This is a genomic window from Streptomyces tubercidicus (assembly GCF_027497495.1).
In the GTDB taxonomy this organism is placed as follows: Bacteria; Actinomycetota; Actinomycetes; order Streptomycetales; family Streptomycetaceae; genus Streptomyces; species Streptomyces tubercidicus.
This window is the reverse complement of the sequence record NZ_CP114205.1, coordinates 7,939,961-7,957,108: the sequence shown is the minus strand read 5'-3', so window position 1 is coordinate 7,957,108 and position 17,148 is coordinate 7,939,961. Positions and strand designations below refer to the sequence as shown.

Sequence of the window (17,148 nt, the reverse complement as noted above, 5' to 3'; positions counted from 1 at the left end):
GCACTACTCAGCCCCCCGACGGCAAACCGCCCTCGCGGGTCCGTCGCCACGACCGGTCATCGCTCGATCACTAAGAGATTCCGCTGGTCCGGGCGGCGGTATCGCGGCGCAGGTACGCGGTCAGAACTGCAGCCACAGAGAACGAGACTCGGCAAAGCGAGGGGCCTGGTCGACAAGGTAAGGCCGCACCCCGCGGATCCACGGCACCACCCAACTCCTGAGTTCGGAGAGGTGTCGACCACCATCCGTGCAGACCGGAGTTGCAGGTGGCCGAGAAGAGCTGCTCGCCTCGCCGCTGCGCCGCTGGGAGTGTGGCGCGAAAGTGGGGCCGACGCGGTGGATCCCCCCTGCCCCGCGCAGGGCAGGTGTGTGGCGACCGATACCTCATGCCCCGTCGGGCGCAGAACTTCTTGCTCTGACAGAGGAGTTGGCGCCCTGTCGTAACTTGGGTGTTGACAGCACCTAACCTGCTGATCAATGATCGCGGCGGTGTCTCGGATGCCGCAAAAAGCGTAAATGCCTGCCGTCCGCCCACCCTTCAGACATGGGGTGGTAGGGCGTCATTCGCGTTGCGCGGGGTCCGCGGTTCCCGGAGGCCGGGCAAGGTTTTACCGCCAGATCGAGGAGTCGAAGCGTGGCCGGAATCCGTAGCCGAAGGTGTGCCGGGTCGCGGCGGTGACGCCGTGCGTTCCTCTGTTTCCGGCCACCGTGGCCGGGTCGTCGGCAGACTCCCGACGAGATCCGCCCGCGCCTCGCCATGCGGTGTGATCCGCCCGTGCCAAGGCCGGTGAACTCCCCTCCTCGCCCCCAGACAGTCACACAGATCGGGAAAGCCAGGTAACGCCGGTGCCATACACCCCCCGCGCTCTCTCCGCCACCACGCCGCCCGCTCCCGGGGACGCCGAGCCGGACGGCTACGGCCCGGCGGCGGGATCCAACCGGCCGGCCTCCTTCGCCCAGCAGCGCCTGTGGTTCCTGGCCCAACTGCCGGGCGCGAACGCGGCGTACAACGAGCCGCTGGCCTTCGTGCTCGACGGCCCGCTCGAACGGGACGTCCTGGCGCGGTGCCTGGACGCGCTGACCGTGCGGCACGAGACGCTGCGGACCCGTCTGGTCGAGCGGAGCGGGGAGGTGCTCCAGTGCGTCGACCCGCCCGGTGCCGGCTTCGCCCTCGCCTTCGACGACCTCACCAACGCCCGGGACTCCGGCGCACACGTCGCCGCGCTCCAGGAGGAGGAGGCCGGCACCGCCTTCGACCTGGCCGCCGGACCGCTGGGACGCGGCCGCCTGATCACCTTGGGCGCCGAGCGCCATGTGCTGCTGTTGACGTTCCACCACGCCATCTACGACGGCCAGTCGATGAACGTCATGATGAGAGAGCTCGGCCTGCTCTACGAGGCGCTGCTGCACGGCGGCGACGACCCGCTGCCGCCGCTCACGATGCAGTACGCCGACCACGCGCAGGCCCAGCGCGAGGCCGTCCTCGGCGGTGCGCTGGCGGACCAGGAAAGCTACTGGCGTCGCACGCTCGAAGGGGCGCCGCCCGTTCTTGAACTGCCCACCGACCGCCCGCGGCCACCGGAGCAGCGGCACGAGGGCGGGCGGGTCGAGTTCGAGCTCGACGCCGAGACCACGGCCGCCCTGCGCGCCCTGGCCCGCCGGCACAGGGCCACGCTCTTCGTGGCCGTCCTGACCGGATGGGCGATCCTGCTGTCGCGGCTCTCCGGACGTACCGACATCGTTGTCGGCAGCCCGGTCGCCAACCGGCGTGGCCCCGCGGCCGCGGGCCTGATCGGCTTCCTCGTCAACTCCCTCGCCCTGCGCGTCGACCTGTCCGGCTCGCCCACGGCGGCCGAGGCCCTGGCGCGGGCCCGCGCCGTCGTCCGCGAGGCGCTGACACACCAGGACCTCCCCTTCGAACGGGCGGTGGAGCTGGTGAACCCGCCGCGGAGCGCGGCGCACACCCCCCTGTTCCAGACGATGTTCGCCTGGCAGCCGGACCGGCAGAACATCCTGGACCTGCCCGGGGTGCGGGCGGAGCCACTGCGCATACCGCGCGCTCCCGCCAGGTTCGACATCTCGCTGGTGGCGGTCGAGTCCGCGGACCGCGTCGTGGGACACCTGGACTACGCCACGTCGTTGTACGACCGGGCGACGGCGCAGCGCTGGGCGGACCACCTCCAGCACCTGCTGCGTGACATGGCACGTCACCCCGACCGCGATATCGCCGCCCTGGAACTGATGGGCGAGGAGGAACGCCTGCACCTGCTGAGGGACTGGGACGCGACGGCAGCCGTTCTGGAGCCCGCGCTGTCTGCGTCCGCCGCCGCTCCGACTCCGCAGTCCGTCCTGGCGGCGAGCGGACTCGTCGAGCTGTTCGAGACGCAGGTCCGTGCACGTCCCCATCAGACGGCTGTCGTCTGCCGGGACGGTGCCCTGGACTACGCGACGCTCGATCGCCGTGCCAACCGCCTCGCCCACGCACTCATCGCCAGGTCCGTGCGCCCCGGTGACGTGATCGGGCTGCATGTGACGCGCTCTCGCGCACTGGCCGTCGGCATCCTCGGCATCCTCAAGGCGGGTGCCGCCTTTCTCCCGCTCGACCCGGACCTGCCGCGCGACCGGCTCGTCGGCATGGTTCAGGACGCGGCTTGCCCGCTGGTGCTGAGCGATCACGACGCCGGGCAGCGCCCCGAGCAGTGGCTGAGCCTGGCGGCCACCGAGTCGGAGGGGGTGACCGGTGAGCACCCGCCGTACGACATCGGGCACGCGCCGGACCGGCTGGCCTACGTGATCTTCACCTCCGGCTCCACCGGACGGCCCAAGGGCGTCGCGGTCGAGCACGGCAGCATCCTCAACCTCTTCGCCAACTGGCAGGCCCACATGGGCTCCCGGCCCGGCGAGGCCGGTTCCGCCTGGTCCAGCATCGGCTTCGACGCCTCGGTGCACGAACTGCTGCTGCCGCTGACCACCGGCGGCGTACTGCACATCGTCTCCGAGGAGCTGCGCGGCGACCCGGAAGCGCTGATGGGCTGGATGCGCGAGCACGGCATCGTGCAGGCATTCCTGCCGCCCGCGTACGTGAAGTGGATCGACGAGGACCCCGCCCGGCGGCTGCACGGGCTGTCGCTGCGGACCCTGCTCACCGGCGTCGAGTCGCTCACCGAGTCCGCGCTGCATCGGCTGACACGGCATCTGCCGGACCTGAGGATCTGCTTCGGCTACGGTCCCACCGAGGCCACGCTGTACAGCACCGCCTACTACCGGCCCCGCCCGCTGGAGCGGCAGTGCCCGATCGGGCGTCCGCTGGGCAACACCCGCCTGTACGTACTCGATTCCCGCATGCAGCCGGTCCCGCCCGGTGTGGTCGGCGAGGTCTACCTCGGCGGAGCCTGTCTCGCCCGTGGCTACCTCAACCGCCCCGACCTGACCGAGGAACGCTTCCTGCCCGACCCTTTCCTGCCCGGCGAACGCGTCTACCGCACCGGAGACCTGGCCCGGCGCCTGCCGGACGGCCAGGCCCACTACCTCGGGCGCGCCGACGACCAGGTCAAACTGCGTGGGTTCCGGATCGAGCCGGCGGAGATCGAGGCGGCGCTGAGTGCCCTGCCCGACGTCCGCGAGGCCGTCGTCCTGGTCTACCGCGACGGGACCGGGCAGTCCCGGCTGGTCGCCGGAATCGGCCGGGGCGCGGCACCGGAGCGCACCGTCCACGACTGGCGCACCGCCCTGGGGCAACGGCTGCCCGACTACATGGTCCCGGCCGTCTTCGTCGACCTGCCCGCCCTTCCGCTCAACCCCAGCGGCAAGCTCGACCGTCCGGCGCTGATCGAACTCGCCCGCGCCCAGTCCTCCCGGCAGGTCAACACGGCGAGCCCGCGCGACCACGTCGAGCACGGCCTGCACCGGATATGGCAGGAGGTCCTGCTCCACACGAACATCGGCATCGGTGACAACTTCTTCGAGATCGGTGGCACCTCGCTGTCCGCGATCAAAATGGCGCACGGGGTCGCCGAGACGTTCGGCCGGTCCGTCCCCGTGGCCGAGATCATGCTCAGGCCGACCATCGAGGCCCTCGGCGCGCTGCTGCGCGAGGGCGGGGCGTACCGTGCCGCGGGCAACGTCATAGAGTTCCGGGGCGGTACGGAGGCGCGCGTCGTCTGCGTCCACCCGGGCGGCGGCACCGCCTTCTGTTACCTGCCGCTGGCCGGATTCCTGCCCGAGACGGTCGCCCTGCACGGCATCCAGTCCCCGGGCATAAACCCCGGTGAAGACCCCCTGCCCAGCGTCGAGGCGATGGCCGACGCCTATCTGGAGCTGCTGGAGCCCCTGGGCACCGGGCCGTTGGTGCTGACCGGTCTGTCCTACGGCGGGCTCGTCGCCCACGAGATGGGGCGGCGGCTCGCCCGCAGGGGCCGTACCGACATCAGCGTCGTCCTGCTCGATACCCAGGCCACCGACGACCCGGCGGCACGCGCCGCGATCACGGCTGTGGACATGGCGGAGTTCCGCGACAAGCTCGTGAGGTTCAACGGGATGTATCCCGGTATCGACGATGCACAGGTCGAGCGGTACTTCCGCATCTACAACCACAACCGCATGACCGCCCGCGACCATCTCCCGGGCAGTTCTCCGGCGCGACTGGTGCTCGCCCAGGCCGTGCCTGACGGGGCTGATACCTCCTTTCACGCGGAGGTGCGCGCCTTTTGGCAGCAGCGCTGCACGGGTGACTTCCGCGTCGAGCCCATGGACTGCGACCACTGGGAGATGCTGGAGAACTCCGAGGCGGCCCGCGTCGCCGACATCATCACCGCCGAACTCGCCCACCACGGCGCCCGGCCGGTCCCGGCCGACTCGCCCGTCGACGCCTTCTCGCCCCGGGGGGCATGATGGACGACCGTCTTTTCCCGCACACCGAAACCGGCGCGGCGCGCGCACCGTCCACCCCCAGGGCAGGCCGGGCGCCCTCCTCGCTCGCCGAGTCCGTGCTCGCCCAGGCCCGGCGCAGCCCTGACGCTCCCGCCATCGAGGACGGCACCGTCGTCCTCGACTACGCGCGGCTGGACCGGATCAGCGGCCTGGTGGCGGCCAGGCTGCGCGCGAGCGGCGTACGCCCCGGGCAGCCGGTCGCCGTATGCCTGCCCAGGTCGTGGCGGCTGGTGTGCGTGATGCTCGGCATCCGCCGGGCCGGCGCGACCGTCGTGCCGCTGGACCGGCTCAGCCCCGACGAGCGCCGACGGCACATCCTGGACGACTCCGGAGCCGTCGCCGTCGTCCACAACGCCGCGGACGGGCTCGTCCTGCCCGACGGTCTCTCCGCCACGGACGCCGGCTTGCTGGTGGCCGACGACGACCGGGCCGACGCCCCGGCACCCGGCGTCCCGGGGTTGCCCACCCCCGCCCCTGGCGGTGCCGCCTTCGTCTTCTACACCTCCGGCACCACGGGCCGCCCCAAGGGTGTCGAAGTCACCGACGAGGGCGTGCTGCGGCTGGCCCGGCCCGGCTACCTGACTCTGCGCCCGGACGACCGCTTCGCCTGCCTCGCCAACCCCGCCTTCGACGCGCTGAGCTTCGAGGTCTGGGTGCCCCTGCTGACCGGCGGGACCTGCGTGATCCTCGATGACTGCGAGGTGCAAAGCCCGCGTCTGCTGGCCGCCGCCCTGCGCGACCGCCGCATCGGCACGCTGTTCGTCACCGTGTCCCTGTTCAATGCCGTCGTCGACAAGGTGCCCGACTGCTTCGCCACCGTCGGCCAGGTCCTGATCGGCGGCGAACAGCTCAACGCGCGCGTCATCCGGCGCTGGTACGAAGCCAACCCCGGCAGCACCACCGTGCTGCACAACGGCTACGGCCCGACCGAGGCCTCGACGTTCGCCCTGTCCCATGCCATCCCCCGGGACTTCGACGGCGATGTCGTCCCCATCGGCACCGCGCTGCCCGGCACCGGCCTCCTGCTGCGCACCGAGGACGGGCGCACCGCCGAGCCGGGCGAGGTGGCCGAACTGCTGCTGTCCGGGCCCGCGTTGGCCCTCGGCTACCGCGACCGGCCCGCGGAGACGGAGCAGCGCTTCGTTCGGCTGCCGCGCGAGGGAGGCGGCGAGGAGCGCTGGTACCGCACCGGTGATCTGGTGCGCGGGGACGCGGAAGGCCACGTGACCTACGTCGGACGGGCCGACCGTCAGGTCAAGGTGCGCGGCTTCCGCATCGAGCCGGGCGAGGTGGAACGCCACATCCTGGCCCACCCCGCCGTGCGTCAGGCGCATGTGTGCACCCGCCGCGACGACGCGGACCGGCACGAACTCTTCGCCTTCCTCCTGCTGGACGGCGAACTCTCCTTCGACGCCTACGACCGGCACCTGGCCGCCGTGCTGCCGCCGTACATGCGGCCGCACCGCACCCATCTCGTCGACGAACTCCCCCTGAACGCCAACGGCAAGGTGGACGAGGCCGCCCTGCTCGGCGCCGCGCACACCCCCTGGCGCGGCGAGCGGCGGGGCGACCTGCCCGTCACCGCGGCGCAGCGGGAGGTCCTGGACCTTGCCGATGAGGTGCTCGCGGTCAGCGGGCTGCGCCCTGACGACCGGTGGATACCGAGCGGCGGCGACTCTCTGAAGGCGTTGCGCTTCCGTTTCGAGATCCTGCGCCGGTTCGCCGTGGATCTGCCACAGGACCTGGTGCTGCGGGCCGACTTCGCGGCGCTGACGGACGCCGTCCACGCCCCGGACACGGCAGGCGGCGACCATCCGCCCGTTCCGGCCGCCTCGTCGGAACCCACCGCTCCGGCCACCAGCGAGCAGGAGCGGCTGTGGCTGCTGCACGAGCGGCATCCCGAGGACGGGGCCTACGATGTGCCGCTCGCCTTCCGGGTGCGCGGCACCGTGCACCTTCCCGCCCTCCGCCGCGCCCTGCGTGCGCTGGTGGAGCGGCACGCGGCGCTGCGCACCCGGCTGGTCCCCACTCCGCAGGGCCTGCTCCAGGAAGTGGACGCCCCCTACGATCCGTGGCAGCCGTGCGAAGCCGGCGACGGCGAACCCTGGGAGGCCGCCGCCGACCGCTTCTTCGCCCACCGCTTCGACCTGCGGGCCGCGCGCATGCTGCGGGCGACCTGGCTGCCGTCCGGCGACCGGAACGGGGGCGGCACCTCGGGCGACGCGGGCCGGGACGGGGACCTCCGGTACGACGACCTGTGGGACGGCCCCGACCCGCAGGACGACGACGGCGGGCTCCTGCTGCTGCACCTGCATCATGTCGCCGTGGACGGCTGGTCGCTCGGCATCCTCTTCCGCGACCTGACCAACGCCTACACCGCCGAGTTGGAGGGCCGGGAAGGGGCCGTCCCACAGTCCCCCGCCACCACTCCCCTGGACTTCGCTCACTGGCAGCGGGCCTGGCACACGAGCCCCGCCTACGAGCGGCGCCGCGTACGTCTGCGCGCCCACTACGAGCGGACCGGTGCCTCCTCGCCCGGCCCGGAGACGCCCGACGCCCCCGCGCGGCCCACGGCCCGGCTGCTGCGCACCTCACTGGACCTGGTCAGGCGCAGTGCACTGGACCGGCTCGCCGCGGAGCGCGGACAGACCCGGTTTCAGCTGCTGCTGTCCGCGTTCGCCTGGAGCCTGTACGGCGTGACCGGTCAGACGCAGCCGCTCGTCGCCGCGCCGGTGGCGAACCGGCCCCGGCCCGAATTCGCCGAAGCGGTCGGCATGTTCGCCAACACCGTGCTGTTGCCGCTGTCCATGGACCCGCAGGACTCGCTGCACGCGCACCTGGAACGGCACGCGGCCGTGGCCCGCGCGGTGCTGGACGGGCAGGACGTCGCCCTCGCCGACGTCCTGGCAGACCACACGTTCCGCGAGCAGGGACCGCTGTTCGACTTCCTGTTCGTCCAGGAGAACACCGAGTTCTCGGCGCTGCGGCTGCCCGGCTGCGCCGTGCGGCCGGTCTGGCCGCGCCCGCTCGGCGCCAAGTGCCTGCTCACGCTGTCGGTGGTGGAGCACGAATCGGGCCTCGACTGCCTGTGGGAGTACCGCGACGACCTCGGCGCGGACCGGGTCGAGGCCGCGGCCCGCCTCTTCCGTCAGGCCGTCGACCGGCTGACCGGTGGTCACGACGGCACCCTGCACGAACTGGTGGCGCAGTACCGCCGCACCCTGCCCGAGCACGGCCGGGGACCCGAGCCGGCCCCGGCCTTCGCCACTGTCGCCGAGGGGTTCGCGCAGCAGGTCCGGCGCACTCCCGACGCCTCGGCCGTGGCCACCGGGCAGACCCTCCTCACCTACGCCGAACTCGACGCGCGGGCCGCCGCCCTGGCCGCGGCGCTGCGCCACCGCCTGCCCGCCGACCCCGCGGCCCCGGCCGCCGTCGCGCTGTATCTGGAGCCCTCGGTCGAGCACGTCGTGGCGCTGTTGGCCGCAGCCCGCCTCAACCTGACCGTCGTCCCGCTCGATCCCGGCTATCCGCCGGCCCTGCTGCGGCACATACTCGTCCAGGTCGATCCCGTGTGCGTCCTGGTCACCCCGGACCGCGCCGAGGCGCTCGACGCGATCGCGCCGCCCGATCTGCCGCGCCATCCGCTGCTGTGCACCGAAGCCCCCCAGGTCCCGGCCCCGGCCACGCCCGCGCACCGGGCGCTGCGTCCCCTCTACACGTTGTTCACCTCCGGCTCCACCGGCACACCCAAGGGTGTGCAGGTGCCCGACCGGACCCTGTGCAATCTGCTGACCTGGCAGCGGGAGAAGGGCGGGCTGTCCTCTCCCGCCGTCACCCAGCAGTTCTCGATGCTGTCCTTCGACGTCTCCTTCCAGGAGGTCTTCACCACGCTCTGCTCGGGCGGACTGCTGCGTCTGGTGGATCGCGCATGGCGGCAGGACATGCCCGCCCTGCTGGAGCAGTTGGAGACCGGGGGCGTGGAGCGGCTCTTCCTGCCGTACGTGGCCCTGCAACTGCTCGCCGAGCACGGTGTGCGCACCGGCCGCCACCCGTCGCGGCTGCGTGAAGTGATCACCGCGGGCGAGCAGTTGGTGTGCACCGACGCCATCCGCCGCTGGTTCGCCGGGTTGCCCGGAGCCCGCCTGTTCAACCACTACGGCCCCACCGAGACCCATGTCGTCAGCAGCCTGTGCCTGGAGGGTGATCCCGCCGGGTGGCCGCTCCGTCCGGCCATCGGGCGGCCGGTGGCCGGCGCCGTGCTGCGGGTGATCGATGCCGGCGGTCAGCCCGTTCCGCCCGGCGTCACGGGCCACCTGCTGATCGGCGGCTTGATGGCGGAGCGCTGCTACCTGGGCGACACCGACCTCAACCGCACCCGCTTCACCGACGATCCTGAGCTCGGCGCGTTCTACCGGAGCGGCGACCTCGCCAGGTTCGACCGGCAGGGCCTGCTGCACTACGCCGGCCGCGAGGACTCCCAGATCAAACTCAGCGGACACCGGCTGGAACTGGGCCAGGTCGAGGCCGCGTTGCTGCAGTACCCGGGCGTCGCCAACGCGGTCGTCGCCGTAGTGGACGGCTCGCTCGTGGCCTGCCTGCAAGGAGGAGGCGACGACCCGGACCCCGCGGACCTCACCCGCCACCTGGCCGGACTGCTGCCGGCCCATGTGCGCATCGGCCGCTTCCGACGCCTGACCTCGCTGCCGCGCACGCCCAGCGGCAAGCTGGACCGCGGGGCAGCGCCCACCGCTGCCGGGTATGACCTGCGGTCCGCCGCCGAGCCCGGCGCGCCCGCCGCGCCCCTTTCGCCGCTGGAGCAACGCCTCACCGACCTGTTCGAGGCAGTGACCGGCAAGACGATCGCGGTACAACAACGATTCTTCGATGCGGGCGCGACCAGCCTGGACCTGATGCGCTTCCAACTGCGCTGCGCCGGCGAGGACGGCCTCCGCTTCCGCATACCGGAGCTGTTCGAGCACGTCACGATCCGCGCCCTGGCCGGTCTCCTCGACGAGCGGCGTGCGGCGGGCCCGGCGCCCGATCACATGCGGGCGGCCGCCGCCCCGCAGGAGATACCGTCCCGCGCCGCCACCGGCCCCACCGATGAACCCATCGCCGTCATCGGCATGGCCGTACGCCTGCCCGGCGCCCCCGACCTGGCCTCCTTCTGGGACCTGGTCACCTCCGGTGGGAGCGGTATCGAGCACTTCCCGGCGACCGGCGGCCGGGTGGGGGCCCGCAGCCAAATGGACGGCCTGCTGGCCTTCGACCCGGGGCACTTCGGCATCAGCCCGCACGAGGCCCGGCTGATGGACCCCCAGCAGCGTCATCTGCTGATGGCCTGTGTGGAGGCGCTCGCGCACGCCGGTGTCGCCGATCCCGCGACCCGGCGGGTGGGGCTCATAGCCGCCTGCGGCGAGAACACGTACTTCCAGAGCCTGCTGCGCACAGCCGACCCCGCGGCGCTGCCCGACTCCTTCCGGCTGGCTCTGCACCACGAGAAGGACTTCCTCGCCACCAAGGCCGCCTACCATCTCGGTCTGACGGGCCCCGGGTTCACCGTGCAGTCGGCCTGCTCCAGTTCGCTCGTCGGCGTCCACCTCGCCGCCGGGCTGCTGCGCCAGGGCGACGCCGATGTGATGCTCGCGGGCGGCGTCCTCGTGGACTCCGACCTGACCGGGGGATACACCTACCGGCCGCAGCACCTCTTCTCCCCTGACGGCCACTGCCGCCCCTTCAGCGCGGACGCCGCCGGCACCGTGGGCGCCAGCGGCGTGGGCGTCGTCGTACTCAAACCGCTCTCCGCCGCCCGCCGCGACGGGGACACCGTCTACGCCGTGTTCACCGGCTCCGCAGTGAACAACGACGGCTCCGACAAGCTCAGTTACAGCGCGCCTTCGCTGGCTGGGCAGCGCGCCGCGCTGAGCACCGCCCTGCGGCGCAGCGGCCGTACCGCAGCCGAACTCGGCTATGTGGAGGCCCACGGCACCGGCACCCGCCTCGGAGACCCGGTCGAGGCCGCCGCGCTACGCCAGGCCTACGACCTGCCCGGCGACGCACGGCTCGCGCTGTCCTCCGTCAAGAGCCAGATCGGGCATCTCGGCGCGGCGGCAGGCGTCGTCGGGCTGGTGCGAGCGGTGCTCGCCGTCCACCACGGCATCATCCCGCCCACCACCGACTTCGACCGTCTCAACCCCGAGATCGACAACGGGCCGTTCCGCATCCCCACCACGGCCGAACCCTGGCCGCAGGGCACCCCGCGGGTCGCCGGCGTGAGCAGCTTCGGCATCGGCGGAACCAACGCCCACCTGGTGCTGGAGAAACCCGCCGACACCCCGATGGGGAACATGAGCGACGGGGCGCATCAACGCCCGGTGCCCTGCCTGGTACTGTCCGGCGGCTCGACGGCTGCCGTACGCACGGACGCCCGCCGCATCGCCGACTACCTCACCGCCAACCCGGACCGCTACCCGCAGGTACTGCGCCACCTCCAAACGGGCCGGCCGGTGCTCACGTACCGGGCTGCCGCCGCCTGCCCCGACGTGGCGTCGGCCGTGACGTGGCTGCGCGGCCTCGTGCCGTCGGCCGCGCCGGTGTCGCCGACCGGGATCCCGGCGACCGGCCTCGACGCCTCCGAACTCGCCGGGGCGTGGACGGCCGGGCACAGCATCGGGTGGCCCGACGGCCCGGCGACCGCCCCCTGGGACTTCCCGCCGCCCGCCTTCGAGTTGGCCGAGTACGACTTCCCCCGCGGCGCGCGGGCGGCGGAATCCGGGGCCGCTCACGCGTCGGCGGCAGCCCCGGACGTTGCCCGGCCGCAACGGCTCCCCGCCGACCGGTGGCTGCACCAGCCGCAGTGGACGCGGCTGCGCAGGGCACGGACCGACGCGCCCGCGGCCGAACGCACCGTCGTGGTCCTGGCCGACGCTGGGACGGATCCCGCCGCATGGCGGGCGCTGGAGCAGCACTATGCACGGGTGGTACGGGTGCGGGCCGGGAAGGTTTTCGCCCGTCTCGACGACGACCACTATGAGGCGGATCCCGCCGACACCGGGCATCTCAGGGCCGTGCTGACCGACGTGACCGCCACGGCGGCCGGGGTCGACTGGCTGCACGCGCTGCCTCTGGCGATCGACGGCGAGGTCGGCGAAGACTCGCTGGGCCTCGCCCAGTGGGCCTGCCTCGACACCGTGGCCGCCCTGTGCCGGGCCCTGGCGGACCTGCCGGAGGGCGAGGACGGGAACCGGCCGCGGGTGTGGCTGCTGTCCTCGCGGGCGCAGCCGGTCACCGGCGCCGTCCGGCGGCCGGAAGCCGGACTGCTGGCCGCGGCGACCGAGGTCCCGCGGCAGGAGCTGCGGACGATGCTGCGCTGGGCCGACCTGCACAGCCCGGACCCGGCCGCCTGGTCTCCGTACCTGCCGGACCTCCTCCTCGACCACACGGTCAGCCAGCCGGCGCTCGCCCTGCGCGAGGGCTTCTGGTGGCACCGCGTGGTCCACCCCGTCCCCGCGCCGACCGCCCCGGCCACCGGGCCCGGGACGTGCGCACCGCAGCCCTGGGCGCAGACCCCCGGCACCCACCTGATCCTCGGCGGCACCGGCGGCATCGGCAGCAGCATCGCCGCCCGGCTGCTCCGGCATCCGGACAACCGCGTCGTCCTGCTGGCCCGCCGCAGCAATCCGCCGGCGATCCTGGAGCAGTGGCGGGACCGCGTCACCCTGGTGCAGGCGGACCTCGCCACGGAGGATCTCCGCCAGATCGCCGACCGCCTCGCACCGCACCTGGACGGCCTCACCGGCATCGTGCACGCGGTCGGCACGGCCACCGGCACGCTGCTTGCGCGGCGCGACGCCGAAACCGCGCGCTCGGCGACGGCGGCCAAGCTGCGCGGCGCCCTGCTGATGGAGCGGCTGATCGTCGCACACCGCCCGTCGCACGCCGTCTACTGCTCGTCGATGGCAGCGGTGTTCGGCGGCGTCGGCCAGTTCGACTACGCGGCGGCCAACGGCTGCCTGGACGCCTTCGCCCAGTACGTGCCCGACGACGATTCCGGTCGCACGGTCCGCCTGGGCATCGGCTGGGACGCCTGGCGGGAGGTCGGCATGGCACAGGACGCGCTGAGCCACGACGCCCGGCACCAGGAGCACTTGGCGGTCGGGCTCACGCCCGTGGAAGGCGTGGCGGTCTTCGAGCAGGCCGTGCGTCTGCAACTGCCGCACCTGATGGTGAACACCACGCCCCTGGACGAGGCCCGGCGCTTTTACGAACGGAGGCCGACCGCCGCGGAGGGGGCCGGCTCCCCTGCCCAGGCCGTGCACGCCCCGGGCGGCCCGGCCTCCGGGCCCGACGCCCTCGCCGCCGAACTGGCCGAAGCCGTCGGTCAGTTGCTCGGCGTGGAGGATGTCGACGCCGAGGCGTCGCTGTACGACCTCGGCGCGGACTCGCTGACGCTGCTGGAACTCGTCGACGAGGTGAAGCGGCGCTACGACACCGAGATCGACCTGTCCCGGCTCAGTCACCGGGTCAGCCTCACCGAGATCCTCGGCCACGTCGATGCCACCGCCAGGCGGACCGACGCCCCGGGCGCCCCGGTGGACGTCGAGGTGTGGCAGCGCGGCGAGGGCCGCGACGTGCTCTGCCTCGTCCACCCGGTCGGCGGCGACATCCAGGCCTACCGGCCGCTGGTGGCCGCGCTCGACGACCGGCTGACGGTGTGTCTGATCGCCGACCCGGCGCTCAGCGACCCGCACCGCCCCGCGCATTCGATCGCGGAGCGCGCCGCGCAGTACCTGGAGGCGCTGAGGAGCGAGTTTCCCGATCCCGGAGGACGACTGAGTCTGGCCGGCTGGTCGTTCGGGGCCTGGATGGCGCTGTCGATGGCGGCTCTCGCAGAGAAGAACGGCCGGGCCGTGGACGGCCTGTACTTGCTGGACCCGCCGCCGCCCGGCGCCGGCGACCGCCTGGCCGCCTACGACGACGGGCAGGTGGACGCCGTCTTCACCCGCGAGCTGAGGGGTAACCGCACCGGCGGTCTGAGCGCGCGCGGACGCGACTACGCCGAGCGCCTCGCCCACTGCTGCCGGGCCAATCTGGCGGCCATGGCCGAACACCGGCTGCCACGGCTGACCCGCACCCCCACCACCCTGTGGCTCGCCGAGCGCGTCGTCCAGGACGTCCCGTCCCTCGCGCCCGAACCCGCCGCGGCCGAGCGGTGGCACGCCCACTTGCCGGTGCCCGTCCGCACCCACCGCGTCGACGCGGACCACTACGCACTCGTCGCCCCGCCCCACATAGCGTCCGTCGCCGAGGCCATCGAGGCAGACCTCGCCGACCCCGCGCCGCCCGCCCGATCCACGGCAACCTCGCCTTCGGCCGCCGGCTTGCGGCCGCTCCACGACCGCGGGCTGTGAACGCCCCGTCCGCCCACGGCCCGACCGACCCATTCCACCCCCCATTCACGGAAGAGGTACCTCCATGGAGGAGTACGCACTGCAGGCCGTCGAGCGTCTGACCACTCGGCCGGCCGAACCGTATGCGACGCTCTCCGTTGCCCCGGTGACGCCCCTGCTGGGCGCGGAGGTGGCGGGCCTGGACCTGTCACAGGAGCTGACGCCGCAGCAGGAGAAGGAACTCAAGCACGCGTTCCTCACCCACCATGTGCTGGTCTTCCGCGACCAGGACATCACGCCCGAGCAGCACAAGCGGTTCGCCGCCCTCTTCGGCGAGCTGCACCCCGTGGCCATTCCGGCCGAGGACTCCGATCCGTACATCCTGGAGATCAAGGCCACGAAGGAGTCCCGGGAGGTCGCGGGCAACGGCTGGCACGCCGACGGCACCGCCGACGCCGAGCCCTCGCTCGGCTCCATGCTGCACATCCTGGAGGTTCCGGAGGGCGGCGGTGGCGACACCCTCTTCGCCAACATGCACCTGGCCTACGAGCTGCTCTCGCCGGCCATGCGGTCCTTCCTCGACGGCCTGACCGCCCTGCACGACGGCGCCCTGCCCTGGGCCGCCGCGGGCCAGACCCCGCCGCCGGAGTACGACATCCCCCGCACCGAGCACCCCGTGGTGGTCCGGCATCCGGAGACCGGGCGCAAACTGCTCTTCGTCAACGGCCCCTACACGTCCCATGTGACCCAGCTGTCCAGGCCGGAGAGCGACGCACTCCTGCAGATGCTCTACGCCCACGTGGCCCGCACCCCCCTCCTGCAGTGCCGGGTCCGCTGGCAGCCGCGCACGCTGGTGTTCTGGGACAACCGCTGCGTGCAGCACCACGCCGTCTGGGACTACTTCCCGCACACCCGTTACGGCCGGCGCGTGGCCATCAACGGCACCCGCCCCGCGGCCTGACGAACCGCCGCCCTGGGGAAGGGCGGCCGGTCAAGTGCGCCACAAAGACCCTGTCTTTCCGGCGCACTTGACCCCGCATCAGCCGGAGTTCTCCCCAGCAATGGAGCCTACGGGGTGTTCGCGGCCCCGCTCGTCCACGCGGCGCGCAGCGCCTTCTTGTCCACCTTGCCGACCTTGGTCGTCGGCAGCTGGTCCAGCAGCACCGTCTTCCGGGGCGTGTACAGCTCTCCCAACTCGGCGGTCACCGCCGCGCCGACCGCCTCCGGGTCGACGTCAACGCCGTCGGCCGTGGCCAGGAAGATCTGTACGGCCTCCCCGTACTCCTCGTCCGGCACACCCAGCGCCGCCGCGTTGCGCACACCGGGCAGCGTGAGCAGGAAGTCCTCCAGGACCCGGGAGTAGACGTTGTCACTGGTGCTGCCGGTGACGATGATGTCCTTGGCCCGGTCGACGAGGTAGAGGTACCCCTCGGCGTCGAGATAGCCCATGTCCCCGGTGCGCAGCCAGCCGTCCTGCAGCGCCGCCGCGGTGCGCTCCGGGTCCTCGTAGTAGCCGAGCATCACCGTATCGCCATGGACGCACACCTCGCCGACCTGCCTGACGGGCAGCGCCTCCGTGCTGTCTTCGCCACGGATCTCGATCTCGACATCGGACAGCGCACGACCGCAGCTGCGCCAGACCTCGGGCCGCCGGGCTCCCTCGGCGGCGAGATCCTCCGCACCGAACGCGGCGATACCGAGCGCCTCCGACTGCCCGTAGCCCTGGCCGAGCACCGGCCCGAACACCTCGACCGCCTGCTGCAGCCGACTGGGCGACGTGGCCGCGCCGCCGACGACGATCCGCCGCAGTGCGGGCAGGGCGCCCGGTTCGCACTCCGGGTGGTCAAGGACCGCGTACAGCATGGGCGGTACGAACATGGTGGCGGTGATCCGCTCCTCGCGCAGTACCGTCAGCGCCGCGCCCGCTTCGAACTCGGGCAGCACGACGAGGACGGATCCCGTCACCAGAGCCTGGAGCGAGGTGAGGTGGCCGCTGCCGTGCGTGAGCAGCGTGGCGGCGAGCACCCTGTCCACGCCCTCGTCCATGGCCGGAAAGAACGCGGTGCCGGAGTTCTGCGGGTCGTCCTCCACCAGGTCCACGATCGCGTCGTAGAGCCGGTGGCTGTGTGCGGCGAGCTTGGGACGGCCCAGGGTTCCGCCGGTGTAGAGGACGGTGACGGCTTCGTCCGCTGCCGGTGCGGGCACGTCGTCGGGGCGCTCATCCGGGCACTCGGCCGCCAGGGCCAGCAGGTCTGTGCACGGCTGCTCACAGGGCCCGAGGCTGAGCAGTACGGGGTCGTGGACGCTGCGGCCGGCCGCGTCGGCGGCCCGTTCCGCGAAGAGCGGGTCGGTGACCACGGCGCGCGCCCTGGACTGCTCGACCAGCGCGGCGAGTTCGCCGGGTCCGGGCTCGGGCGGCAGGAACACGACGCGGCAGCCGATGAGATGGACGGCGAGCTGCACCAGGACGGAGTCCACGCGGTTGGCCAGGAACAGCCCCACCCCGTCGCCGGGTGCGAGCCCCTGCCCGCGCAGTGCATGCCCGAACTTGAACAGCCGCCGCCGAGCCTCCCCCCTGGTCAGCCGCTGCGCTCCCTGGACGAGCGCCTCGGCGTCCTCGTCCTTGTACCAGTGCTCCAGAATGCGGTCCACGTACGTGCGCGGGTCGGATATTTCCTGTGCGTTAACAATCACCAACACATCCAAACATGCTGCTCAGCGGCCATGGCCGCACGGGGGTCACCTTCGGCCATCAGCCGAGACCGGCGACACCGAGAAAGCCCCGCTCCATGAAGGGGCGGGGCTTCCCTGAGGTGTAGGCGGTGTGTCG

At 72.6% G+C, this 17,148-nt stretch carries 4 protein-coding genes; 3 read left to right on the top strand and 1 reads right to left on the bottom strand.

The genetic code is table 11. The features are described 5' to 3' along the window. Nucleotides 1-846: 846 nt before the first annotated feature. From STRTU_RS34350 to STRTU_RS34340, 3 genes are all read left to right on the top strand, one after another. The gene (locus tag STRTU_RS34350) at nucleotides 847-4,890 is read left to right on the top strand and encodes a non-ribosomal peptide synthetase (protein WP_159749159.1); all 4,044 of its coding nucleotides are present in this window, start codon (nucleotides 847-849) and stop codon (nucleotides 4,888-4,890) included. Further along, nucleotides 4,890-14,339: a non-ribosomal peptide synthetase gene (locus STRTU_RS34345; protein WP_174879016.1), complete on the top strand. Its 9,450-nt coding sequence runs from the start codon at nucleotides 4,890-4,892 to the stop codon at nucleotides 14,337-14,339. Before STRTU_RS34350 ends, STRTU_RS34345 begins: the two co-directional genes overlap by 1 nt. A gap of 64 nt (nucleotides 14,340-14,403) precedes the next feature. Further along, a complete protein-coding gene (locus STRTU_RS34340) occupies nucleotides 14,404-15,279 on the top strand; it encodes a TauD/TfdA dioxygenase family protein (RefSeq protein WP_159749155.1) in 876 nt (291 codons plus the stop codon). A 107-nt stretch (nucleotides 15,280-15,386) separates the two neighbouring features. On the opposite strand, the gene STRTU_RS34335 is transcribed toward STRTU_RS34340, so the two are convergent. Continuing rightward, nucleotides 15,387-17,012, bottom strand: a complete 1,626-nt coding sequence (locus STRTU_RS34335; RefSeq protein ID WP_246241613.1) for a class I adenylate-forming enzyme family protein — start codon at nucleotides 17,010-17,012, stop codon at nucleotides 15,387-15,389. Between the last annotated feature and the right edge of the window lie 136 nt (nucleotides 17,013-17,148).